Origin of the sequence: Halomicrococcus pelagicus, assembly GCF_051917725.1 — an archaeon.
GTDB lineage: Archaea > Halobacteriota > Halobacteria > Halobacteriales > Haladaptataceae > Halomicrococcus.
The window spans coordinates 327,366-348,074 of sequence record NZ_JBQBLX010000006.1 but is presented as its reverse complement, the minus strand read 5'-3'; the positions used below and the strand labels follow the sequence as shown (position 1 = coordinate 348,074).

At 58.7% G+C, this 20,709-nt stretch carries 21 protein-coding genes and 4 pseudogenes; 5 read left to right on the top strand and 20 right to left on the bottom strand.

Annotation, left to right across the window (positions count from 1 at the left end; translation table 11 throughout):
• Positions 1-278: 278 nt before the first annotated feature.
• From ACTF4R_RS17655 to ACTF4R_RS17625, 7 genes and pseudogenes are all read right to left on the bottom strand, one after another.
• Entirely contained in the window at positions 279-1,355 is a 1,077-nt protein-coding gene (locus ACTF4R_RS17655; RefSeq protein WP_440009220.1) for a class I SAM-dependent methyltransferase, read from the bottom strand.
• 5 nt (positions 1,356-1,360) lie between these two features.
• On the bottom strand, positions 1,361-2,128 hold the full coding sequence (locus ACTF4R_RS17650) for a methyltransferase domain-containing protein (RefSeq protein WP_440009219.1): 768 nt from the start codon (positions 2,126-2,128) through the stop codon (positions 1,361-1,363).
• Positions 2,129-2,141: 13 nt separating this feature from the next.
• Positions 2,142-2,747: an OsmC family protein gene (locus ACTF4R_RS17645; protein WP_440009218.1), complete on the bottom strand. Its 606-nt coding sequence runs from the start codon at positions 2,745-2,747 to the stop codon at positions 2,142-2,144.
• Between the two features lie 224 nt (positions 2,748-2,971).
• The gene (locus tag ACTF4R_RS17640) at positions 2,972-3,781 is read right to left on the bottom strand and encodes a helix-turn-helix transcriptional regulator (RefSeq protein ID WP_440009217.1); all 810 of its coding nucleotides are present in this window, start codon (positions 3,779-3,781) and stop codon (positions 2,972-2,974) included.
• A 281-nt stretch (positions 3,782-4,062) separates the two neighbouring features.
• Positions 4,063-6,180 (bottom strand): APC family permease, encoded by a 2,118-nt coding sequence (locus ACTF4R_RS17635; RefSeq protein WP_440009215.1) that lies wholly within the window; start codon positions 6,178-6,180, stop codon positions 4,063-4,065.
• 498 nt (positions 6,181-6,678) lie between these two features.
• Positions 6,679-6,795 (bottom strand): annotated as a pseudogene (locus ACTF4R_RS17630) (ZIP family metal transporter); the annotation flags it as partial.
• Positions 6,796-7,110: 315 nt separating this feature from the next.
• Positions 7,111-7,668 carry an NAD(P)/FAD-dependent oxidoreductase gene (locus tag ACTF4R_RS17625; RefSeq protein ID WP_440009213.1) on the bottom strand — a complete coding sequence of 186 codons (558 nt, stop codon included), beginning with the start codon at positions 7,666-7,668 and terminating at the stop codon, positions 7,111-7,113.
• Between the two features lie 249 nt (positions 7,669-7,917).
• Here ACTF4R_RS17625 and ACTF4R_RS17620 point away from each other — a divergent pair, with 249 nt between their 5' ends.
• Complete coding sequence (locus tag ACTF4R_RS17620) at positions 7,918-8,979, top strand: succinylglutamate desuccinylase/aspartoacylase family protein (RefSeq protein ID WP_440009212.1); 1,062 nt, start codon at positions 7,918-7,920, stop codon at positions 8,977-8,979.
• A 285-nt stretch (positions 8,980-9,264) separates the two neighbouring features.
• Positions 9,265-9,471 (top strand): hypothetical protein, encoded by a 207-nt coding sequence (locus ACTF4R_RS17615; RefSeq protein ID WP_440009211.1) that lies wholly within the window; start codon positions 9,265-9,267, stop codon positions 9,469-9,471.
• A gap of 161 nt (positions 9,472-9,632) precedes the next feature.
• Here the strand turns inward: ACTF4R_RS17615 and ACTF4R_RS17610 are convergent, their stop codons facing one another.
• The 12 genes and pseudogenes from ACTF4R_RS17610 to ACTF4R_RS17555 form a co-directional block, all read right to left on the bottom strand.
• Complete coding sequence (locus ACTF4R_RS17610; protein WP_440009210.1) at positions 9,633-10,058, bottom strand: Zn-ribbon domain-containing OB-fold protein; 426 nt, start codon at positions 10,056-10,058, stop codon at positions 9,633-9,635.
• Complete coding sequence (locus ACTF4R_RS17605; protein ID WP_440009209.1) at positions 10,055-11,254, bottom strand: thiolase family protein; 1,200 nt, start codon at positions 11,252-11,254, stop codon at positions 10,055-10,057. The genes ACTF4R_RS17610 and ACTF4R_RS17605 overlap by 4 nt, the downstream gene beginning before the upstream one ends.
• On the bottom strand, positions 11,251-11,772 hold the full coding sequence (locus tag ACTF4R_RS17600; RefSeq protein WP_440009207.1) for an AMP-binding protein: 522 nt from the start codon (positions 11,770-11,772) through the stop codon (positions 11,251-11,253). The genes ACTF4R_RS17605 and ACTF4R_RS17600 overlap by 4 nt, the downstream gene beginning before the upstream one ends.
• 329 nt (positions 11,773-12,101) lie before the next feature.
• Positions 12,102-12,200 (bottom strand): annotated as a pseudogene (locus tag ACTF4R_RS17595) (class I SAM-dependent methyltransferase); the annotation flags it as partial.
• Between the two features lie 14 nt (positions 12,201-12,214).
• Positions 12,215-13,099, bottom strand: a complete 885-nt coding sequence (locus tag ACTF4R_RS17590; protein ID WP_440009206.1) for an aldo/keto reductase — start codon at positions 13,097-13,099, stop codon at positions 12,215-12,217.
• Between the two features lie 120 nt (positions 13,100-13,219).
• On the bottom strand, positions 13,220-13,378 hold the full coding sequence (locus ACTF4R_RS17585) for a hypothetical protein (RefSeq protein WP_440009205.1): 159 nt from the start codon (positions 13,376-13,378) through the stop codon (positions 13,220-13,222).
• 658 nt (positions 13,379-14,036) lie between these two features.
• Positions 14,037-15,467: an FAD-binding oxidoreductase gene (locus ACTF4R_RS17580; RefSeq protein WP_440009204.1), complete on the bottom strand. Its 1,431-nt coding sequence runs from the start codon at positions 15,465-15,467 to the stop codon at positions 14,037-14,039.
• 242 nt (positions 15,468-15,709) lie between these two features.
• Positions 15,710-16,173 (bottom strand): annotated as a pseudogene (locus ACTF4R_RS17575) (GNAT family N-acetyltransferase).
• Positions 16,094-16,287 (bottom strand): annotated as a pseudogene (locus tag ACTF4R_RS17570) (hypothetical protein); the annotation flags it as partial. The pseudogenes ACTF4R_RS17575 and ACTF4R_RS17570, both read right to left, overlap by 80 nt.
• Positions 16,269-16,400, bottom strand: a complete 132-nt coding sequence (locus tag ACTF4R_RS17565; RefSeq protein WP_440009203.1) for a hypothetical protein — start codon at positions 16,398-16,400, stop codon at positions 16,269-16,271. The gene ACTF4R_RS17565 and the pseudogene ACTF4R_RS17570, both read right to left, overlap by 19 nt.
• A 311-nt stretch (positions 16,401-16,711) precedes the next feature.
• The gene (locus tag ACTF4R_RS17560; protein WP_440009201.1) at positions 16,712-17,164 is read right to left on the bottom strand and encodes a universal stress protein; all 453 of its coding nucleotides are present in this window, start codon (positions 17,162-17,164) and stop codon (positions 16,712-16,714) included.
• 96 nt (positions 17,165-17,260) lie between these two features.
• Positions 17,261-17,548: a DdfA family disk-determining factor gene (locus tag ACTF4R_RS17555; protein ID WP_440009200.1), complete on the bottom strand. Its 288-nt coding sequence runs from the start codon at positions 17,546-17,548 to the stop codon at positions 17,261-17,263.
• Positions 17,549-18,216: 668 nt separating this feature from the next.
• On the opposite strand from ACTF4R_RS17555, the gene ACTF4R_RS17550 reads away from it, so the two are divergent.
• The 3 genes from ACTF4R_RS17550 to ACTF4R_RS17540 all read left to right on the top strand — a co-directional run bounded on the left by ACTF4R_RS17550 (position 18,217) and on the right by ACTF4R_RS17540 (position 20,057).
• Positions 18,217-18,564: an amphi-Trp domain-containing protein gene (locus ACTF4R_RS17550; RefSeq protein ID WP_440009198.1), complete on the top strand. Its 348-nt coding sequence runs from the start codon at positions 18,217-18,219 to the stop codon at positions 18,562-18,564.
• Between the two features lie 8 nt (positions 18,565-18,572).
• Positions 18,573-18,770: a hypothetical protein gene (locus ACTF4R_RS17545; protein ID WP_440009197.1), complete on the top strand. Its 198-nt coding sequence runs from the start codon at positions 18,573-18,575 to the stop codon at positions 18,768-18,770.
• A 138-nt stretch (positions 18,771-18,908) separates the two neighbouring features.
• Positions 18,909-20,057, top strand: coding sequence for a M50 family metallopeptidase (locus tag ACTF4R_RS17540; protein WP_440009195.1), 1,149 nt, complete (start codon positions 18,909-18,911; stop codon positions 20,055-20,057).
• A gap of 172 nt (positions 20,058-20,229) precedes the next feature.
• Here the strand turns inward: ACTF4R_RS17540 and ACTF4R_RS17535 are convergent, their stop codons facing one another.
• Positions 20,230-20,517, bottom strand: a complete 288-nt coding sequence (locus ACTF4R_RS17535) for a hypothetical protein (RefSeq protein WP_440009194.1) — start codon at positions 20,515-20,517, stop codon at positions 20,230-20,232.
• Positions 20,518-20,709 lie beyond the last annotated feature (192 nt).

Sequence of the window (20,709 nt, the reverse complement as noted above, 5' to 3'; positions counted from 1 at the left end):
AGCGCGCACACCGTCAGAAGCGGTGATCAAAGTGGCCGTGTTTGTCGTGGCCGACGTGCGGGCCAGCTACGCGCGTCGCAGCACTGTCCTGGCCCCACACGGACTGAGAGAAAGAGAACGTACGATACAATCAGGAAATCGGAAAGACTGTTCTGTCAAGCTAGTCTTGAGGAACCGATTGGGCCGGTTGTTCCGTCGCAGGGGCAGGTGGCTCATGAGTCCCGAACTCGGGGTGAGTTTCCTCCATCCAGAGATACACGATTGCCCCAGATAAGAAATCAGGATTTTGCTTCGAAGACCAGACTGGTCGGCGTCTCGGCCGCCCGGCGGAAGTGCGTGAACCCGCCTCCAGTGACGACCTCTCGGGTTCGGTCCTCGCCCGCCTGCGCGCCGAGCCCGTACCCGACGTCTTGACTGAGCGAATTTGGCGTACAGGCAAGTGTCGAAATAGAGTATCCAAGGCGGCCAAATGGGGTAAGATTGTTTTCGACCCGGTCATTGGCATACGGTTCGACGATCATCCACGCACCGTTCTCACTTAGCGTCTCTCGAACGTGAGCAGCCACCCCGACGGGATCTCCCATATCATGGTAGCAGTTGAACATCGTAACGAGGTCGTAGTCGAAGCCGGTGTACTCCCTCGCGGTCGCCACTTCGAAGCTAACACGGTCGGCCACGCCCGCCGTTTCCGCCCGCTCGCGCGCCACCTCGATCGATTCCTCGTGGTAGTCGACGCCGACGACTGTCGAGTTGGGGTACGCTTCGGCCATGCGGATCGTCGGCGCGCCGTGACCACACCCCACGTCGACGATCCGCCCGCCTGATTTCAGTCTAGCATCAATGCCATCGAGCGCTGCGATCCAGTCGAGTAGGAACGCTCCGTAGGACGGCCCGAAGAAGCGTTCCGTGCCATGGAACACATCCTCGTCATGTTCGTGCCAGCCGATGCCCTCGCCCGTTCGGAAAGCCTCCTGAAGTTCGGGACCTATCTTGGCCACTGACCCGACCAGTTGGAACGCACCGGGCATGAACACAGGGCTCTCCTCGTTGGCCAAGATGTGCGCCTGCTCCGGGGTGAGGTAGTATCGGTCAGTCTCAGGGTCGTAGGTCACGTACCCGCCGGCGGCCTGCGAGCGCAACCACTCGCGAACGTAACGCTCGACGGTTTCGGTTTTTTCAGCGAGTTCAGCTGACGTGAGCGGCCCCGCGTCATCAAGTGTCGCGTAGAGCCCGAGGTCGTCACCGATGACGGCGAGTGCGGCATGGACCGTTGCACCGAGATCGACGAGGGACGTCTCCACGAGTTCGCTCAGTTTCTCTTCGTTTATCGGATTTGCTTGAGTGTCGGTTCCCATGTTGCTCACTTCCTGGCGCCGAGTGAGATGCTCTTCACGCCGTACGTCTGACATGCATTCACGGCCTGGTCCGAGATGAATTCGTACTGGGTGTTGTCCCGGACGTCGGTCACTTCGAATCCGGCCTGTTCGATGAGCGCCATGTAACGGTCGACCTGCTCGGCCCCACCGATACAGGCCCCCCACAGGTTCTCGTTGTTCTTGATGCTCTCCGGCATCTGTGACTCGCTGATGATGTCCGAGAGTGCGAGTCGACCGCCGGGCTCGAGCACGCGATACGCTTCCTCGAACACACGTTCCTTCTCTGCGGAGAGGTTGATCACGCCGTTGGAGACGACCACGTCGAACGACTCATCGTCGAAGGGGAGCGCTTCGATGTGGCCGTGTCGCACATCGACGTTGTGAAATCCGTTCTCCTCAATCAATTTTCGGGCCTTTTGGATCTGTTCGTCGGTCATGTCTACGCCGGTAACCGTTCCGGTTTCGGTGACGTGCATTCCGGCGACGAACAGGTCCATTCCCGAACCGCTGCCGAGGTCAAGTACGGACTCACCGGGTTGGATCGCCGCCAGATCGAAGTGGTATCCAACACCGGCGAATGAATCAATCGCAGGATTGGGAACGTCAGAGAGATCTTCTGGATCGTATCCGAGTCGCTCGGCTAGATTTCTGCCTATTTCGAAGTGGAACTCCCCGTCGGAGAACTCCGCGACGTCACGGTACATCGACTTGACCTTTCGTTCGAGTTTGTCCGTGTCTAGTGATTCACTCATTGTTGTTCACCAATCAGTCGTCTCCCGCCGCTTCGGCGGGGGTTTTGATGCTTAGCTGGATGTCCTGAGCGAGTGAGAGCAGCGTGTAGACGGGCGCTCGTCGTGCCCACTCATCGATCAGGTCGTCGTCGATGTCCTCTCCATCAATTTCGACCTCCGCGGTCAGATTCTCGTACACCGAGTCGGCCTCCTTGAGTTCAGCGAGACTAAAGAGGACCGCTGGATCGAAATCTGTCCGGATGCGCGTCTGAAGATGGTCGATGTCGACACCGTTCGCGGCGGCGTTGATGGTGATGCCGACATTGATACAGGCGGCGAGCGCAGACAGTGCTGCTTCGATAGGTTCGATTCGATCGGTCGCGCCGACCCACCCACCAGCATCCATCACTTCCTTCCAGGCGCCGTACGGAACGGTGTATTCACGCGTCTCGCGAGCGATGGTCTCGCCGCCGAGATCGTAGCTATCGATCTTTGCCAGGCTGTGAGCGGCCGTCCCCTCGTAGGTCGCGGACGCCCCGAGGCCAAGCTGGACGGCTTCAGGATTCTCGGCTGCGTGTTCGGCGAATCCTTCGAGTGTTTCGAGGTCGATTCCGTGCATTGTTTGCCGGTCGTCAGTCATTGTTTCGCTGTACCTCCCGACAAGCGGCACAACGACTCCTGAGACGTTGTAGCTATTCCGTGCTATTTCGGCAGGTCCTGCCATTCTTTCAGCCACTGTACACGCGTCAACAGTTGCTCACTGAACTCTGCCGAGAAATCGATGGCCCAACCAGTCTGTCCTGCGAAGTAGAAGGGGAGACATCGAGCAACCGGATGGATATTGCACTCACGCGACCGGGAGCGTCACTCCATGTAGGCTTCGGGGGTGACCGGTCGCGCGTCGATTTCGAAGGATGCATACGTCGATTCTGCCCACTCGCGGATAGCCGGAACGTCGGTGTCGATCAATGCTTGGACCGACCCACTGTCCTGCTCGTAACAACTGATGGTAACTCGGGTTTCTAGAAGGCCAATTCCGCATTGGGGGAGTTTGTCATGTTCAAGAACCGTGAAATTGTCCCGTTTCTCCATCTCTAAACTGCGCTCGGGATACGTCGTAATGAAGTATGAATGACAACTCGGTCGGTCGATCAACGTCATGTCTACTCCGGCGTCAATCAACGAGAGGAGCGCGTCGAAGCAGGGCTCCATCAAGGCAACCTCGGGTCGAAGATAGCGGACCTCGTTCGTCTGCTGGAGAAGCGACTTGAATCGGTTCACAGGACGGTAGGGTGAATCGGGCTCCGGAAGTGTGACAGTCAGCTCAGACCATGTCTCGGTCGGGACTTCAATCACCTCGTCTGGAAGCCAGTGCCAGATGTCACGTAGCTTCCGCTCGGTTTCGAAAAGGTCGATCAGATCCTCCATCCCGGTCGCGATGGCCTCTCCCAACCGTGTTGCTACATACTGGTACCCCTCCTTTTGAACCCAAGTGCGGTCTTCGAATTCGCTCAACGTTCGTCGGGCTGTCGACGATGACACTTCATTCAGCTCACAGAGTTCGGAGCGACTCCGGGGACGATCCGTTAGCGAAACGAGCATTGGAATACGATGTTCGGATCGAGAGAGATACCCGATGTCGTCGATCGGCGACCCGTTGTTAAGAGTTCCCATGCCACACCTAGCCGATATACAGTAATAACCATTCGCTTTGGGGTGTGGCGACTACATCCAATGGGATACACAGGGTGCGTCACTGTCAACGGCCCCTCTATCTCTTGGAGAATCCTCCGATAGAGTGCCAGAAAGACCCTTCCAACCCATGCCGCATACCGGTGTCCGTGAACCACCTCGGGGTCAAGCCCCGGGGCATTCGCCTCGAACCGCCTGTAAAAGAGGGTAGCCGGTCAGAACGTCAGGCGTTCCAGCAGCCGTCGGAGACAACTCGGCCGGTTTCAGTCGTGAAGGTGGACAGTGAGCACCGGTTCCGACTGATCAGCCTGATCGACGTCGAGAGGATCGTCGGCGCTAACGAGGGTGAGATCGGGAGCGGAGACGCGCCCACCGTCAGGACGTGCGACCACGGTCTTCCCAGGGCTTCCGACGACCTCGCGAAGATCGCCGTGGTAGGCGTCGATAGCATCTGCCCGATGATCGGTCGTGTGACGGCCGACGCGGTACTCGAGATGCATCCGTGCGTCGTTGACCGTGGCGAGCGCGTCACCCAGTGCCAGTTTGACCGGGTCGTACGGCCCGCGGCCGGTGACGACGCGGATGTCCGTCACGTCGCCGACGTCACCGTCGGAGAGCGTCCCAACGTCACACGGGGCGTGTTCGCGGATCCACTGGACCCCACCTCGCAGTAGTCCCCCTTCGAAGCTGGGGTCGTCTTCGGGTAGCAAGACGAAATCTGCGTCGTGTTCGTCGGCGACGTTGACGACCGCGTGGGCGACGTCGTGGCTGACGACTTCCCCGAAACTCACCGGAACGTCGACCTCGGCTGCCAGTCGTTCGGTGAACGCCTCGAAGGCTTGGTCGCCCGGGGACTGAACGCCGGCGGCGTGATCGAGTGGCACCTGGTCGGGTTCGACGTCGAAGCGGACGACTGAGACGCCGCCGTCGTGTGCCCGCGCGGCATCGGCGGCGACGCGTACCAGCGCCCGTTCTCGCTCCGGGCTCGTCTCTTCGCCGACACCGACGAGCACCTCGTAGCCGGGCTGAGAGAGCGCCTCGCGGGTGTCCCCGACGAGGTCCTCGCCGACGCGGCGGCGGACTTCCTCGATGGCCGCTCCTTCGTGCTCGACCCGCTGACGGGCGTACGCGAGGTACCACGCTAGCCCAGCGGCGGTGATAGCCACCGCGCCAACCAGCGGGACGAGTCCCATCTGCGTCAGCAGGACCAGTCCCGTCACGGCGCCGAATACCTGCATCCACGGGTAGAGCGGTGACCGGAAGTTCGGCTCGTACTCGGCGTGACCCTCGCGGAATGCGATGACAGCGGCGTTGATGAGCACGAACACGAGAATCTGAAACGCGCTCGCGAGCTTTGCGATCTCCATGATCGGGACGAACGCGATGAGCACGAGCAGGACGACACCAGTGAGCGTGATGGCAGTCGCGGGCGTCCCAAGTCCGTCGTGGACGGTCCCGAGCTTCGTGGGCACAAGTCGGTCTCGCGCCATCGCGAAAGGATAACGTGAGGACGAGAGAATGCCCGCGTTGGCCGTCGAGACCAGTGCGAGCACGGCCGCGGCGACGATCGCTGCGACACCTAGCGGGCCGAGGGTGACTGCAGCGACATTCGCCATCGGTGTGAGCGTGTCGCCAATCGTCGAGAGGTCGGCGACACCGACCATCACGGCGACGATCAGGACGTACAGCAGGGTCGTGAATGCAAGCGACCCGAGAATGCCCAGCGGGATGTTCCGGTCGGGGTTCTCGATCTCCTCGGCGACGCTGGCGACCTTCGTGACGCCCGCATAGGAGACGAACACGAGCCCCGTCGCGGCGAGGAGACCGCCCGGTCCCTCGCGGAAGACCCCGGCGAAGTTGGCGCTACTCGCGTCGGTGACACCCCCCGCGGCGAACCAGACCATCGCCGCCAGCATGACGGCGACGATGGCCACCTGGAGCTGTCCGGTGAGTTTGGCGCCGACCAGGTTGACGAGGACCAGGGCGGCGGCCAGACCGAGCGTCAACGGCAGTATCCACGCATCCGGAACCGAGACGAGCAAGAGGAGGTACGGCACGCCGCCGACGAGCGCGAGTGCACCTTTGAACGACAGCGAGAACCACGTTCCGAGTCCGGCAATCGTGCCGAGCAGCGGGCCCATCCCGCGCTCGATGTAGACGTACGATCCCCCGGATTCCGGCATGGCTGTCGCCATCTCCGCCTTGGAGAGCGCCGCGGGGAGGACGAGAATGCCGGCGAGGAGGTAGGCGAAAACGACCGCCGGACCGGCGATGCCGACGGCCAGCGCTGGCAGGATGAAGATACCGCTGCCGACCATAGCGCCGATACTGATCGCGACGACGCTCGCGAGCCCGAGGTCGCGTTCGAGTTCCTTCGCCATTATTCTCTGAGCCTCACTCGTTCGCCAGTCTTGGCGCAACGACGACGGTCGACGCTGGACGGTCGACGGATGACGTTGCAGTCTCGAGTGTCGGTTCGTAGATGATCAGGCCAGCTTCACGTGCGCGGCTTGCCATTGTCTCTTCGTTGACGATGGCGACGGGCTGGTTCTGTGCCGTTAGTTGGCTCGCGAGCGTGCGACCGATCGGTCCGCCCCCGAGTACGAGTGTTTCCTGGGTCATGTGGTATGGCCCCGAGCCACCCCTCTGAGGGCGACGACCGGTGGCTGCCCTTCGATAATCTGCCGCATGATATAAAACTTTCTAAAAAATATTACCTCTTCAAATTTTCAACGATGAATCTTCCCAGAGTTGCAAAATTCGGTTAGGAATTAGACAATAGGTAGGTCCCACCGTGTCCGAAAAGTGAGTCTCTCCCATTCGGATGGCTGCAATCCAGCGATGAGTTCCATTGGCGATCTAGATGGCGAGCTACGATCTCAGTGGAACATATCGAGGAGGAAGATGAGGAGAAAGCCGGCGAAAAACAGCGTCGTTGACGTCGGCGTCTCCGGAACTGTCTGTGCTTTCACGAGCAGCTCCTCGGTCACGAGATATGAGTCGCCGACTCTTGTGGCAACAGCAGCGAACGCAGGCCGCCAGCTCTTCGAGACGGTTGAGCGGTCCGAGCAGAACGCGGAACGAGTGAATATCCATGAACAGCGCGCCGAGTCCCAGCAGGTTGAGGAGACGCCTCTCGACGTGCTGGACGCCGGGACGAAGATTGCGGAGGAGAATGACGCGATGAGTGCGCGGCTGGACTATCAGACGGTCGCCCCACTACAGGTGTGCGGACACGAATGACGGCTATCGGGTGGCGTGCGATTACTTCTCTATCCTCCAGTTTCGGAATCCGAGTGCAGTGGAGGAGGTTACTCGATAGCGGCCGGCGTATCGAAATCGTGGAACGGCTTCCCCCGTTCGGTGCTCAGGATATCAAGCGCCGCTGCCGCGCCCATCCCGACCGAGATAGCGACCTGAATCATGTCTTTCCGCGCTATCCAGCCAACAGCGTACGCTCGGTCAACAGAGGTCCGTCCGTCGTTATTCACCGCTACTGTGCCATCGTCGGCGAATTCACAGCCGATTTCCTCCGCTAAGTCGCGGGATTGCCCCGTCGCGAGGACGACATAGCGGGCCTCGTACGTCTCCTGAGCAGTTTCCACGGCAAACTTGCCGTTGGCGTGATCGATATCGGTGACTTCCTCTCCCTGATGACGGTCGGCTCCATGATCATCGACCTGCTCGCGGGCTACGTCTACAAACGCATCACCGCTCATTTGCTTGACGCCGGGATAGTTGAGGAGATAGGCACTGTGCACCCACGTCTCGTCGGTGTCGAAGAGGATCGTCTCAAGCCCGTTCTTCGAGGTGAATAACGCTGCACTGAGTCCGGCCGGCCCCCCACCAATAACTGCCACATCTGCCATATGTAGACGTGACGCGCGTCGACACGATAAGCTCCGGCGTTAGTCAGTCCAGACGTAGACTCGAAATTCGCACCTCTCGTTGTGAATCATCCCTCCCAATCGAAATTCGAACGGAAACGTGCGCATCAATTAACTCTTGCACGACGTACTCGCTAGATGCAAGGAGTGAAATCTACGACTGAACCCAGAGTATTTCAGGACAATCTACACTACGCTGGACGGCGTCATCGTATGGAGGGGTGAATTGACGTGACCGATGACGAGCACTGTGCTGAGCCGTTTTGCTACGCTGACGGGGACGAGGTACCGCCGGGCGAAAAACAGCATCTGCAGCATTCGATTGGCGAGACGTATCTTGGTAACCCGATTGAATTCCCGATAACGATCATCAACGGATCCCACCCAGGCCCCCGAATCTTCCTTAGTGCCGCTGTCCACGGTGACGAATTGAATGGTGTAAAAGTGCTCCAGGAAGTCGCGGCGGAGTACGATCCGACGGAGATACATGGCACAATCGTCTGTCTCCATGTGCTGAACGTGCCAGGGTTCGTCGCCCAACAGCGATACATTCCCGTCTACGATCAGGATCTCAACCGTGCATTCCCCGGACGACGGCAAGGGACTACCGCGTCGCGAATGGCTGACGAAATCTATCGACAGTTCGTCAGCCAGTGCGATGTCGGAATTGACTTTCACACGTCAACGCGGCACCGAACAACCCTGTTTCACGTTCGCGGTGCGATGAACAACCAGGAGATTGAACGACTCGCGTTCGCCTTTGGGACGAACGTCATCATCTCTTCGACGGGAAGCGACGGCATGCTTCGCACGGTCGCGACGAACGACGGCATTCCCACGATCACGGTTGAGCTGGGCAAAGCCCATCGATTCCAGCCACTGCTCATTGCGAAGGCTCTCAACGGCGTCGAGAGTGTCCTCGCCGAATATGGTCTGCTCCCAGACACGCCGGTCGACTGGCCAGGCTGGTATCGCGTCATCGACGCGAACGACGAGAAGCGATGGATTCGAGCCGACGTCGGAGGGTTGGTCGACATGGAGTGGGGGCCCTTTCCATTCGTCTACGAAGGCGATCCGATCTGCACGATTTCAGACCACTTCAAACGGGAGACGCGAACAGTGACTTCGCCGGTGACGGGGCTGATCGTCGGGTTCCTTGAAAACCCCATCGCCTTTCCCGGTCACCCCCTCTGTCATATAGTGCAAACAGATCGCAGTACCCGACGTGAGATTGAGGCCGAAATTCGGCGCGGAGAGTTCGACGGCTACGGCACCGCTCACTCGCTCGAGTAGGCTTCCGGGATGCCCGTCGGTTTTCAGCGGAGATGTCTGAAAACAGGCATAGGTATTCTGGATCGTATTCGGTGACGTCAGCCTGTCGCTAGGCCCGCTCGGAAACCTCCCTCTCGTGGCTGAAGCAGCGAAGGCAGGCCGCTAACTCTTCGAGACGGTCGAGCAGTCCGAGCAGAATACGGAACTGGTGACCGTCTGCGAGCAGCGCGCAGAGTCCTAGCAGGTCGAGAAGAAGTATCTCGACGTGCTCAAGCCGGGCAGAAAATCGCGGAGGAGAACGATGTAATGATTGCGCGGATGGACTATCGGACGGTCGCCACCCACGACGGATGTGCATCCACGAACGACGGCGATCGCGTCACGGAGGAACTGGCCGACCGCGTCCCCGGCGTGAACGACACGGAGAGTCGGACGTTGTCGGTGGACGACGCACTGGGTGTCAGTGGCCGGCATATCGAGATCTCGGTCGCTGATCCCGATCTCGCCGGCTAGATGCGAGCACACAACGCGAACACGGGAGGAAACTAACCACGATAGGGATCGTTACAACAGGTAATGCGGAGGGTTTCCTCTTGCTGCTGCGGTCACTACCCGTCGAAGGTCGCGAGCGGTACTCAATGACGGCGGACACGGCTGAAGATACTCCAATTTATCTATGGTTTCGACATCGCTGGTCGGAACACCGGCAGTGATAGATCGTCGTTGACCCGTTTGAAAGTGACTTCCACATGGATGTCGGATTCGATCTCAGACGGATCGCAATCGGCGAACAACGTACAGATTCGAGGACCTTCTTTGAGGTCCACGTATCCGACCACGTACGGGAGTGCTTCCTGGAATGCCGGCAGCGTCACGGCCCTCCGAACAACTGTATAGCTGTACACACGTCCCTTCCCTTCTGCGTCGACCCACTCTAGAGCCTCGGCGCTACAGTACTGACACCACGGTCGGGGGAAGAACTGGTGCTTCCCACAGTCGGTACAGTATTGGAGGCGGAGGACGCCTCGATTCGCACCTTCCCAGAACGGTTCGGCGTACGGTTCTGCGTGCTCACTCGGAAGCGGCCATCCGTCGTTCATCCCTGAACCCCGCGTTTCAGAACGCCGACAGCCGAACTACGGAGGTTCTTGTCGTACGTGACGCCTCCCACACCGGTCACCAGACCGTACTCCGCGTCCGGGACCTGTCGTTCCCCGCCGTCGTGACGGAGCTGGCGGATTGCTTCGACGAGGTTTTCGAATCCGCCCGCTAACCCCGCCTGACCTGCGGAGAGTTGGCCTCCGGACGTGTTTAACGGTAGCTCCCCGTCGTATCGGAGGTCCGTCGTCTCCAGGAACTGCCCACCGTCCCCTTTTTCACAGAATCCCATGTCTTCGAGCTGCATCAGGACGATAATCGGGTAGTCGTCATACGCCTGCACGAAGTCTACTTGCTCAACTTCAACGCCGGCTCGATTAAATGCTCGAGTTGCTGCCGTTCGAACCCCAGTAGTCGTCACGTCCGGCTGTTGCGAAACGTCTGGATTGTGTTGCTGGCCAAAGCCAAGGGGTTCTACCGGCGTCTGATCCGACGTCGCAGCTTGATCACGCGAGGTCACGAGGAACCCGTATCCCCCGTTCACCGGTACGACGCAATCGAGGAGACAGACTGGATCCGAAATCATCTCCGCATCCAGATATGTCTGGACGTCGATTCCCTCTGTCAAGTATGCGTTTGGGTTGTGTGATGCGTGCTCGCGCTGGACGACTGCAACCTCGGCCAGTTGCTCGCGAGATGTATCGTACTCTGTCATGTGAGCGGTCTGAACGAGACCGAAGTTCGAATTCGGCCCTTGGACGCCGAATGGATCCTTGTAATTTCGAATGTATCCACGCGGGTCTCGCGGGAAGAGAGCGTCAGAGTCGACATGTGGGTCGAGAGGAGCATCCGCCCCCAGACAGAGGACGGTTTCAACTTTCCCTGCCTCAATAGCCATCACCGCCTGCGACAGGACCGCGAGCGCGTTTGCCCCTCCTTGATCCTCGGAGAACAAGTAGTCGACTTCGAAGCCGAGCGTCTCGGCCAACATTCCAGGATAGGTGAACGGTGTATCCGTGATAGTGCGGATGACGCCCAGCCCGTCGACCTCACCCTTCTCTACATTGGCATCGTCGAGCGTCAGCCTAGCGGCACGTTCGTAATATTCCTCTAGGCTATGGAAATCGTCGCTCTCAGCGCTCGGCCGGTGCTTCTGCGTCTCACCTACTCCCGTAATCACTGCTTCAGTTCCCGTCATGGTGCCGGCCTCTCGTTCGAATCCTGTCCGTCGACGGTTTCTCCGTCGATCTCCCGATCGGCCATCGTCTCGTTTGCCATTCGACGTTCGCCGAAGTCACCGAACTCCTCGTGCTGGCCGACCACGAAGACCTCATCGTCGCCGACGCGAAGTTCTTCCGCGAGCCCCGAGATAGACGCAAGCAATTCGGACTCGACCATGAGATAGTCCGGACCGGCGTCAGAGAGGATGTACTCGATGTCTCCCTGGGACGACCGGGCGTTTATCGGGGTGAAGATGGCCCCGATCTTTTGGGTCGCAAAGAACAACTCGAGGAACGCAGGAGAGTTATGCGAGAGCAAGGCAACGGGATCTTCGATACCGATGTCCTGGTCCACTAAGCCGTTGGCGACGCGGTTGCTCCGCCGGTGAAGCTCCTCGAACGTCACCGCGGCCTCATCATTACCAGATAGGTACCTGCAGGCGGTGGCGTTGCCGAACCGAGCGGCGGACTGCGTCACGATATCGCCGACGTTCATGTCTGCAGTATTCGCTCATCGAGACTAATAACCACGGGCGTACATCCCACCCCTGTATCGGTGACTGGCGCACCGACAACCAGTAGCCCAATTGCGAACCCGTCCTCGATTCGAGCAGGTCTGATCTGTCCTCTCCGAGCAGGAATGACATCACGATCTTGGCAGCCTTCTGGAAGATGCCTTGACTGCACGTCGGATAACGCTCGACTGTGAGGTGCCAGACGTGAACCGCCCCGGGGTCACGTGGTTCGAGACGCCGACGGCGTCTCGTCATCACGAGAGAGCGAAGCTCTCTCGAACGACCCCGAGGCACTCGGCCTGCTCCGCCTGTAGATCCGGCGGGCGCCGTTCGCGAGTAGCCCGGCGGTCGCGTTCCCGTCGACGGGGCGGTCTTCGAGCGCTGCCGTCACCGTCTGGGGAACGTCCATCGAGAACTCCGGGTTCAGTGGTGGAGCTGTTCCGGGACGGGGCTCTCGTCGTGGCGAGCCGCCTCGACAAGTGATCGCTGGGCCGCCTCGTCCATGCCGTCATACCGGCTCGCGGCGTCGAGTACTATCGCGACGAGCTTCGGGTCACCGGGACTGACGACGCTGGTCAGGCCCTGCGAGGCGGCGAAATCGAACCGGTCGCGGATCTCCTCGGGCGTGTCGACGGGCTCGTACCAGTTCGCGTACGGGCGGTCCCGCTCGGGAAGTTCCTCGGTCGGCGGCCAGGACCCCTTCGCGAAGGCCTTGATGCCGAGCGTGCCGATGTTCTCTTCGTTCGCTCGCTCGAGCACCGCCTGATAGTCGTGGTCCTCGTCGTCCTTCCCGACGACGACCGGGTTTAGCGGGAACATCACCGTCTCGAGGTCGTCGATGCGGTCGATCGCGTCGAGGATGAGCTGGGGGCTCCCGTGGCTGGTCAGCCCGACGTGATCGATGACGCCGTCGGCCTTAGCCTCCCGCATCGCCTCGAGGGCACCGTCGTCGTCGGTGATCCTGTTGAGTTCGTCCTCGTACTCCAGGCCGTGGACCTGGTACAGGTCGATGGTGCCCACGCCGAGGCGGTCGAGCGACTGTTCGAGCTTCTGCTTCGCACCCTCGTAGCCCCGTTCCTGAGTCTTGCATCCGAGAAAGATATCCTCGCGGTGCTGGCGGAGCTTCGGTCCCAGCTTCAGTTCGGCGTCGCCGTAGGCCGGGGCCACGTCGAAGTGATTGACTCCGTGATCCAAGACGAGTTCCACCATTTGGTTAGCCCCCTCCTGTTCGAGCCAGTTCAGCGCGATCGCGCCGAACGTCATCACTGTGCTGTCGTGCCCGACATCCCCCAGTGGACGCGTTTCCATACCTGTGGATTAGGAGCGGTACACATAACAGTTGGTGGACGACCCACCCATCAGGGTATTCTACCGGTCGATGAACCGAATCACTTGCTGCCGTCGGCTCGTACGTGGTGGGTTACTTCCTCAGAGGAATCGTTGGATCACCCAAATGATAACAGCGGCGATGATGAGCATGACACCGATTCCTGACGTCGCTGGTTCTGGGAAGAAAAAGAGAATGGCACCAGCGACAAATAGCAACCCTACAAGCCCGAGGCCAGCTAACTTACTGTCACGTGCCATAGTTACCGTTAATTCGGCAATGAACATATGGATTTTGGCAGATAAGTGATTCGGCGTTTGAGGAGGCAGTCGCATCCGGATGCACGTCGAGACGTCGTTCCATTGTTCGACCCTCGGGATCACCGAACGCGCTCTTACGATAGAGTAGCTCACAATCGAGGGCGTCAACGAAAATTCGCACCAAAACGTGTAAGCCACCACGCCCTGAAGGGCATGGCATTCAGCATGGACTCCCGTTCTAACTGCTCAAGGCAGTAGGCGAATATTCGCCATTCACTGCTAAGAGGTGCTATCCCTGATTGCCACAGACGGGACACGACTCACCCGCAACAAACCCATGGGCATCACAGACGCGAAGCACGCATACCAGTAGAGGCGGAGCCGACTATTGACTTACGCTAACCAATACGAAGAAGAGGGCCGAACGCGTCAGCAGCCGTCAGTCGTCGGCAGTCTCAGCCAGCAACTCCGTAAGCCACTCGTCGGGCCGTTGGGGTGAGAGGTCGCCGGGTTCAATCAGCTGCGATTCTGCCGCGATTGCATGCCCGCACGGATGCACGACCATCGTCGAGGGACCCCGGGCAATCGTCACCGTGACAGCCGTTTTACAGTGCGGACAGCGGTCGCCAGTCATTGGCCAGGTCCCTGCAACGCTGGCTTACTCCAGCTGTGGCTGTATGTTCCGATTTACGCGGAACACGTTCTCTGGATCGTACTTCTCTTTGATCTCGGTGAGACGGTCGTAGTTGTCGCCGTAGGTCGTTTCAATGCGCTCGTACCCCTCGTCGGCGGTTTGAAAGTTGATGTAGTTGCCGCCAGTCGAGTAGGACTGGAGCTGTTCCCACACATCGCGGACCCACTCACGATACTGGTCTCCCTTGGAGTCGTCGGGCTCCCACATGGCCAACGGGAATAACGCGAACCGGGCGTCGCGATTATTGATAGCTCCATCATCTAAGTCGTGTTCATTGAGGGCCCCGGCGATGTGCATGATAACCATCTCGCCCGGGGCAGGGCTCTCTGTGAATCGGTCCCGCATCGTCGATAGCAGGTCGTCGCTCAGCTCGGGGGCGAATTCGGACTTCATGTAGTAGTGCTTGCCCTTAGGGAGGATCGCGTCGAAAAGCGACTGCATCCCTGTATAGGGCCGCTCCTGAAGGAGATCCACAATGGGATTCTCCAGCGCTTGAATCGGGGTGAGCGCCTCGTCGGCGCCGTCCAAGTCACCGCTATAACAGACGATCATGGCGCAGATGCGCTCACCGTGCCACTCTTTAGGGACGAACGGTGCTGGCGGCGCTCGCCGCATGTTCAGGAAGACAGTCAGTTCGCGGGACGCGTCATCAGTGAGCGCTTGGTAGGTCTCAAGAATCTCGTCAGCACGCTCGAACGGCCAGGCGATGAGCCCGCCGAAGACGGTCGGGCCGACCTCGTGCAGTTGGAAGGTAAATGACGTGACAACGCCGAAGTTGTGGCCGGCGCCGCGGATCGCCCAGAAGAGGTCCACGTTTTCCTCGCGGCTGGCGCGGCGGACCTGCCCGTCGGCGGTAACGATCTCGACTTCGCGTAAGTTGTCGACTGTCCAGCCGAATCGACGAGTCAGGTAGCCGAAGCCACCGCCGAGCGTCAGGCCGGCCAGGCCGGTCTCGGAGACGAAGCCTCCCGGTGTCGCTAGGCCGTGAACCTGGGTTTCCCGGTCAAGATCACCGAGGAGACAGCCGGCTTGAGCCGTCACAATCTGCTCGCCAGAATCGACGATGACTCCACGGAGGCGAGACATGTCGATGGTCAGGCCATCGTCGGCTAGGGCTGTCCCAGCGATGTTGTGGCCGCCGCCCTTCACCGAAAACAGGAGGTCGTTATCGCGGGCGAAATTCACCGTAGCCACGACATCGGCTGTCCCCGTTGGCTGGACGACAAGCGCGGGCGTTTTCTCGACCATGCCGTTCCAGATGCGCGCCGCCTCCGCGAATCCCTCGTCCTCGGGAGAAAGGAGCGGACCGCGCAGGTGCTGCCGAAACTCGTCAAGGGTTTCTTCGATCAGCGTGGTCGTAGTCCCGTCTCGGGTGGCGATGGTGGCTTGCGTCATGGTGCTAAGGGCATACTTGAAGTCCCATCGGCGGAGGTGACTGTTTCTATTTCTCTCCCGCTATCTAGTGGTGTTGCATCTATTATTGGATGGTTCATCCCTATCCTCTAGGCGCCACATCCCCATAGCGTCATTGCCAGAAATACCCCCGCTGTCCGTATAGGAGCGCAACTAACCAAGAGTCGGTGAACGATAAGCGCCCTCTATTCTATTATGTTTAGAGAACACCGGATTTGGCTTCTTTACAGGTGCTTAAGATACTCGCATTCCCGGAAGTCAAGCTGGTCATTGTGTGTCGTCGCAGTTCGGCGAAACCTGCTGGACTCATAGAAACTAACGCCGACGTCATTCTCAGCCATCACCGAAAGCTGGAGCCGGTCGAATCCCTGTTCTTCAAGGACTGTCTCGATGTAATCAAGAAGCATACTGCCGATTCCGCGCCCCAGTATTCTGGATCGACGTGGATGCGGTAGAGGTGACTGAGTTTGTCGTCGGACTCGTTAGGAACTGTCTCGACAAAGCCGGTAACTCTCTCATCGACAACTGTAACGAAAAACAGCCGGTCGTTCTGCGTGATATCGTCAGCAATCAGTCGCTCGGGGTCGTACCACGAATCTACCTTTCGCTCACCCTGACGAGTTCGCTCGCTGAGGGTGGGGCTTGTCGGTGGACTCTGCCTCTGCCTCCGTAGTAGAGTACGAGACAAATCCTCGATTCGGCGTCACAGTCCCGACTTCAGGGCGAGGTGACTGTCGGCCGTCCGCTGCGAGTCATATAGCCCATGACGGACAAACCGCCAGATCACTGTTCCAACCACATCAAGTAGTCGTCACGGTCGGAGTACCACCAGACCAGCGTTATCCGCGTCTCGCCGAGCGAATCCATCAGAATATTGAGTGCGAGACCGGCGAAACCGTGACCGTAGGACTCCATTACATCGAGACCGACCGGGCAGACTGATCGTGACGGCGGTATGCTTGGCATCACCTCCGCGATACTCTGTGATGGTGGTCCGGACCTGTCGTAGATTGTCGTCTTCCAAGGCTGTTGGTTTATCGTAATACTGCTGCCAATTGCGGCACCATCGACGCTAATCGAGGATGCTTGGTGCTGCGACGCTGACTTGGTACGTGGTTAGATACATCTCACGAGCGTTCGTCAATTCACACATCTGCTATAACAGGGTTATAGCACGAACTGTGGCTCCATCATTTTGAATGCTATTTTTATAATTAACAAGTCAATTATTCTTCATCGAGCTGGACAGCCAGCACGGGCGTTTCCGCTGTTCGGATGACCTTTTCAGCAACGCTTCCAAGGAGTTGCCGGTCAAGACCGGACCGGCCATGGGTGCCAATGACGATGAGGTCAATCTCGTGCTCGGTCGCATATGACTGAATCTCTTCGTGGGGTTGCCCAAATTCGACGAGTTCGGTCGTGGTTGGCACGCCGGCGTCTGCCGCCTGTGATGCAACCTCCTCGACAAGCGCTTGTCCCTGTTCATCAAGTTGTTCTTGAATTACCTCCGTAGTCATACCGTCTGCGGCTGGTGCGGCAGTAAGATCGACTGCTGACTGGTCGACAACATGGAGCACATGCAGTTCTGCATCGTACGTTGTCGCATGTGTAACCGCCTGCTCAACTGCAGTTTTTGTCCCCTCACTGCCGTCGGTCGGAACGAGAATTCGGTCATACATTGTGACCTGTTTTCGCACCCACGCAGAAAATATCTACTGGGCGACGCATAGAAGAACACGGTCGCAATGTACACTGGACAGCGACCAACGGGCTGCTTACCGGGAGTCAAGTGGTGTGGACTGGATGTCACCGTCACTCGTTACCGTCACTCGGTAGCCACTGTATGCAAACTCCACTTGGCCGTCTGTCCGCGACGTTCCATCGAGCTGTGGGGCGAACAAATTCTCAAGCGCCTCTGGATCGATCACTTCATAGAGCGGATCAAGCGTCGTGGGTTCGACGTCTTTCTGGGCGGTGATATGGGTGATAATTGCTGCTGCAAGGGAGTCGTCTGTGTATTGGAGCTGCGCTGGTTGTGGCTGTGAATGCATGGTATCGGTCATGATTCGGTCTCAGTAACGCAAAATCGTGGCTGCTCGGCAACACTCTCGGACTGATTTTGCGTTTCGGTGGTCGCACAACGATTGCGTCCAGTTTAAAAGCTCTGTAACGGGCTAATCGTAGAGACAATCATCAAGAAACGATACTCAGCAGGCTCGGCGAGGTAGCCAAAGGTGCGATGGGATACACGTCAAGCTTCGTCCTTGTGCTCCAACTCGTTGGGGGACTAACCGTGATTGTCGCGTTGGCCGTACTGGCTGGATTGGTTCCCGTCCCGGTAGGACCAAAGCACTGAGGTAACCTGCCTACCTTTCGGTAAGCACTTTAATTGATGGGCTGATTCGCGGCGTTATTGGCGAAAGTAATAGACTGTTGTACTGCGTCTAAACAAGGCCCCGAACCCTGAATATCGCCATTCCAAGTCGCCCGAGTCGTTGTTATGGAATTTCTGGCCAACCCCCTCCACCCATGCAGAATTGGAAACGCCACATCAGATTGTCTAAACAAATATCAAACTGAGTACCACAGTGGTCGAACGACCTCTGAGCGCGAGCAGGCGATGTTCAAGCTGTGGTCGGTGGAATCGAGACATTCGCCTACCGTCGGCGCTGATATTAACGAGGTAGGCGTGGCAAGAGGAGTTTTGTACACCGTAGCCGTCTATTGACGCGTGACAGATCAAGAGCAGACTGGAAACGATGAAGAGGAAAGTGAGGAAGAGGAGTTTGAGTTGGAAGGGTTCATGTCCCGCGAGGAGGGAGCGACTGTTCTCCGTCGGCTCGCTGACGGCGTCGAAAATGGATCGGTAGAACTCGGCGGCGACGAAGGGGCCGTGACCATCTCCGAGCAGTTCGAAGTAGAAATCGAATATGAGGAGGAAGAGGACGAAGCCGAACTAGAGGTCGAATTAGAGTGGTCGATGGGCGATGCTGCGCCAGTCTCGGCTGAGGAAGAGTCCGATGAAGACGAGAGTGAGGTGGCTGAAACGAGTGAAAAGGAGGCTGACGACGAAGAATAGCCCGCGGTGTGGCGGTGCTGGGCCCGGAAACGCTCACCATCAAACGCAAGGGTGGCAAGACGGTCGTCGTTGACTTGGTAGAGATTGAAACACCACAGTCGGCGAAGAACGCGAATCCGGCGGCGTTCGAGGGTGTGCCGTCATCCCAGCAGGGCCGCCAGTTGCTTGGTCAGATTCACACACGCACTCCGGTATGCCAAAGTTGAAGAAATACTTGCTCGCCTCACCCCGCTCGTGGTGATTATCGACCCACGCCTCAACTTCGGCTTCGTCGACGCCATCCTGTTCGGCGAGAATTCCATTATAGGCAAAAGTCTAAACTGATGGCCTGACAGAATAGAACTATGTGGAACTACCGCGTTGCGACCATCTGGGGGATTCCTATTCGTATCAACATCTCACTGCTCGTTTTCATCCCGTTACTGGCATACCTGATCGGGAGCGGGACACAGATCGATATCTATGCGGGTATCATCGACAGTATCGCCTTACAGCCGGTGGACGTTCCCGTCCTCCGGCAGGGCTATACACCCTGGATCGTTGGCTTTGCAGCGGCGATCGGCCTGTTCGTGAGCGTCCTCCTTCACGAACTCGGACACGCTTGGGTCGCGATGCGCTACGGCATCGAGATCGAATCGATCACGTTGTGGATCCTTGGGGGCATGGCTGCGCTCTCCAGCTTTCCCAAGGAATGGAACCGCGAGTTCTGGATCGCCATCGCCGGCCCATTCGTGAGCCTCCTCGTGGGATTGGGAGGATATGCGGTAGTGGCTGTCGTTCCCATCTCCAACTCGGTGGTTCTGTTCGTCCTGGGCTGGCTGGCGGTCGTCAACATGACGCTTGTGGTTTTCAATCTCATCCCGGCGTTCCCAATGGACGGTGGTCGAGTTCTCCGGGCGCTCCTCGCGCGCTCGCAACCCCATGCTAAAGCGACACGCACGGCGGCCCGGGTTGGTGTCTGGTTCGCCGTCGTGTTCGCGATTGTCGGCGTGTTCTCGAACTTCATGCTGATCCTGTTGGCGCTGTTCATCTACATGGCTGCCAAGGGCGAGTCGCGAATCTCTACGCTCGCCGACTTGCTTGAGGGGTTCACCGCCAGCGACCTAGCCGTCACCGACCTCCCACGGATTGAGGCCGACACCCCGATCGGGGAGTTCGCCAATCGGATGCTCATGGATCGCAAGACCTCCTACCTCGTAACAGAGGACGGACTCGTGGTGGGTGTCGTTACACTTTCTGACGTCTCAAGCGCACGTCAGCGCGACCGGGAATCGATCACCATCGGCGACATAACATCGCGGGACTTCCCCACGACCGAGGCAATGACTCCGGCGTTCGATGCCGTCACTCTGCTCGGCCAGCAGGGTGCGTCGTTCGTACTCGTCGAACGAGAGGATGAAATCGTTGGGGTGATAACCGACGAGAGCCTCGCCCAGATACTGGCCCTCCGAGAAAGCGGACTTGAGCTGAAGCGAGACATACAGCCGTTTTGAGTGGGATCAGCTGTGATTCAAGAACGCTCTGTGTGGGTAATTCCTATGACATTGGTCAAGAACCGCTGTTGGTAACTACTCACGGTCGGCCCCACAAGACGACGATACGGGAAACTGTGGACCGATAGACACAGTCCTTTACCTATCTGGCGGAATGGCCCGTGGGCGAGATCTAAATGGTTGTGGAGCCACTGATGACCAGCAGAAGACCGCTCGCAAGTGTCCCTCCCCCGTTTCTCCGCGCGCCATTCGACGAAGAGCCATTATCCTCACTTCCGACGGACGAGGGCGTCGCTGGTTCGACGAGCATCTCATCGGTGTCGACAATCGTAGCGATCTCCTCAGGCGTGAGCGAGCTACGCTCTTCAGCAGCCATCCACAGCTCCGCGAACACGCCCGTCGGTGCCGCAGTTGAGTTCCTACGCATCTTCAGGTAGATCTCGGTGGCGTAGTTGAGCACCTTGCTCTTAATGTTCTTTCCCGTAGCGTCTCGGAGACTGGTCGACCCCCTGCGTCAATCAAGGGTCCTTCTGGAACACCGAAGGCAGCAGTGGAGAGCCGACGCACGCCTGCTTCAACCCATCAAGGGTCCTTCTGGAACTGGTCGTGATGCTTTATCCCGATATCAGTCTGGGATAGAGCGCACGCTTAT

Excerpts from the sequence above, each read along its gene's own strand:
- ACTF4R_RS17615 (WP_440009211.1), top strand. The coding sequence starts at position 9,265 with ATGATTGCGCGGATGGACTATCGGACGGTCGCCACCCACGACGGATGT.
- ACTF4R_RS17565 (WP_440009203.1), bottom strand. The coding sequence starts at position 16,400 with ATGGAGTCCTACGGTCACGGTTTCGCCGGTCTCGCACTCAATATTCTG.
- ACTF4R_RS17655 (WP_440009220.1), bottom strand. The coding sequence starts at position 1,355 with ATGGGAACCGACACTCAAGCAAATCCGATAAACGAAGAGAAACTGAGC.
- ACTF4R_RS17540 (WP_440009195.1), top strand. The coding sequence starts at position 18,909 with ATGTGGAACTACCGCGTTGCGACCATCTGGGGGATTCCTATTCGTATC.
- ACTF4R_RS17640 (WP_440009217.1), bottom strand. The coding sequence starts at position 3,781 with ATGGGAACTCTTAACAACGGGTCGCCGATCGACGACATCGGGTATCTC.
- ACTF4R_RS17555 (WP_440009200.1), bottom strand. The coding sequence starts at position 17,548 with ATGACCGATACCATGCATTCACAGCCACAACCAGCGCAGCTCCAATAC.
- ACTF4R_RS17645 (WP_440009218.1), bottom strand. The coding sequence starts at position 2,747 with ATGACTGACGACCGGCAAACAATGCACGGAATCGACCTCGAAACACTC.
- ACTF4R_RS17635 (WP_440009215.1), bottom strand. The coding sequence starts at position 6,180 with ATGGCGAAGGAACTCGAACGCGACCTCGGGCTCGCGAGCGTCGTCGCG.
- ACTF4R_RS17610 (WP_440009210.1), bottom strand. The coding sequence starts at position 10,058 with ATGAACGACGGATGGCCGCTTCCGAGTGAGCACGCAGAACCGTACGCC.
- ACTF4R_RS17580 (WP_440009204.1), bottom strand. The coding sequence starts at position 15,467 with ATGACGCAAGCCACCATCGCCACCCGAGACGGGACTACGACCACGCTG.
- ACTF4R_RS17560 (WP_440009201.1), bottom strand. The coding sequence starts at position 17,164 with ATGTATGACCGAATTCTCGTTCCGACCGACGGCAGTGAGGGGACAAAA.
- ACTF4R_RS17625 (WP_440009213.1), bottom strand. The coding sequence starts at position 7,668 with ATGGCAGATGTGGCAGTTATTGGTGGGGGGCCGGCCGGACTCAGTGCA.
- ACTF4R_RS17600 (WP_440009207.1), bottom strand. The coding sequence starts at position 11,772 with ATGAACGTCGGCGATATCGTGACGCAGTCCGCCGCTCGGTTCGGCAAC.
- ACTF4R_RS17650 (WP_440009219.1), bottom strand. The coding sequence starts at position 2,128 with ATGAGTGAATCACTAGACACGGACAAACTCGAACGAAAGGTCAAGTCG.
- ACTF4R_RS17605 (WP_440009209.1), bottom strand. The coding sequence starts at position 11,254 with ATGACGGGAACTGAAGCAGTGATTACGGGAGTAGGTGAGACGCAGAAG.
- ACTF4R_RS17590 (WP_440009206.1), bottom strand. The coding sequence starts at position 13,099 with ATGGAAACGCGTCCACTGGGGGATGTCGGGCACGACAGCACAGTGATG.
- ACTF4R_RS17585 (WP_440009205.1), bottom strand. The coding sequence starts at position 13,378 with ATGGCACGTGACAGTAAGTTAGCTGGCCTCGGGCTTGTAGGGTTGCTA.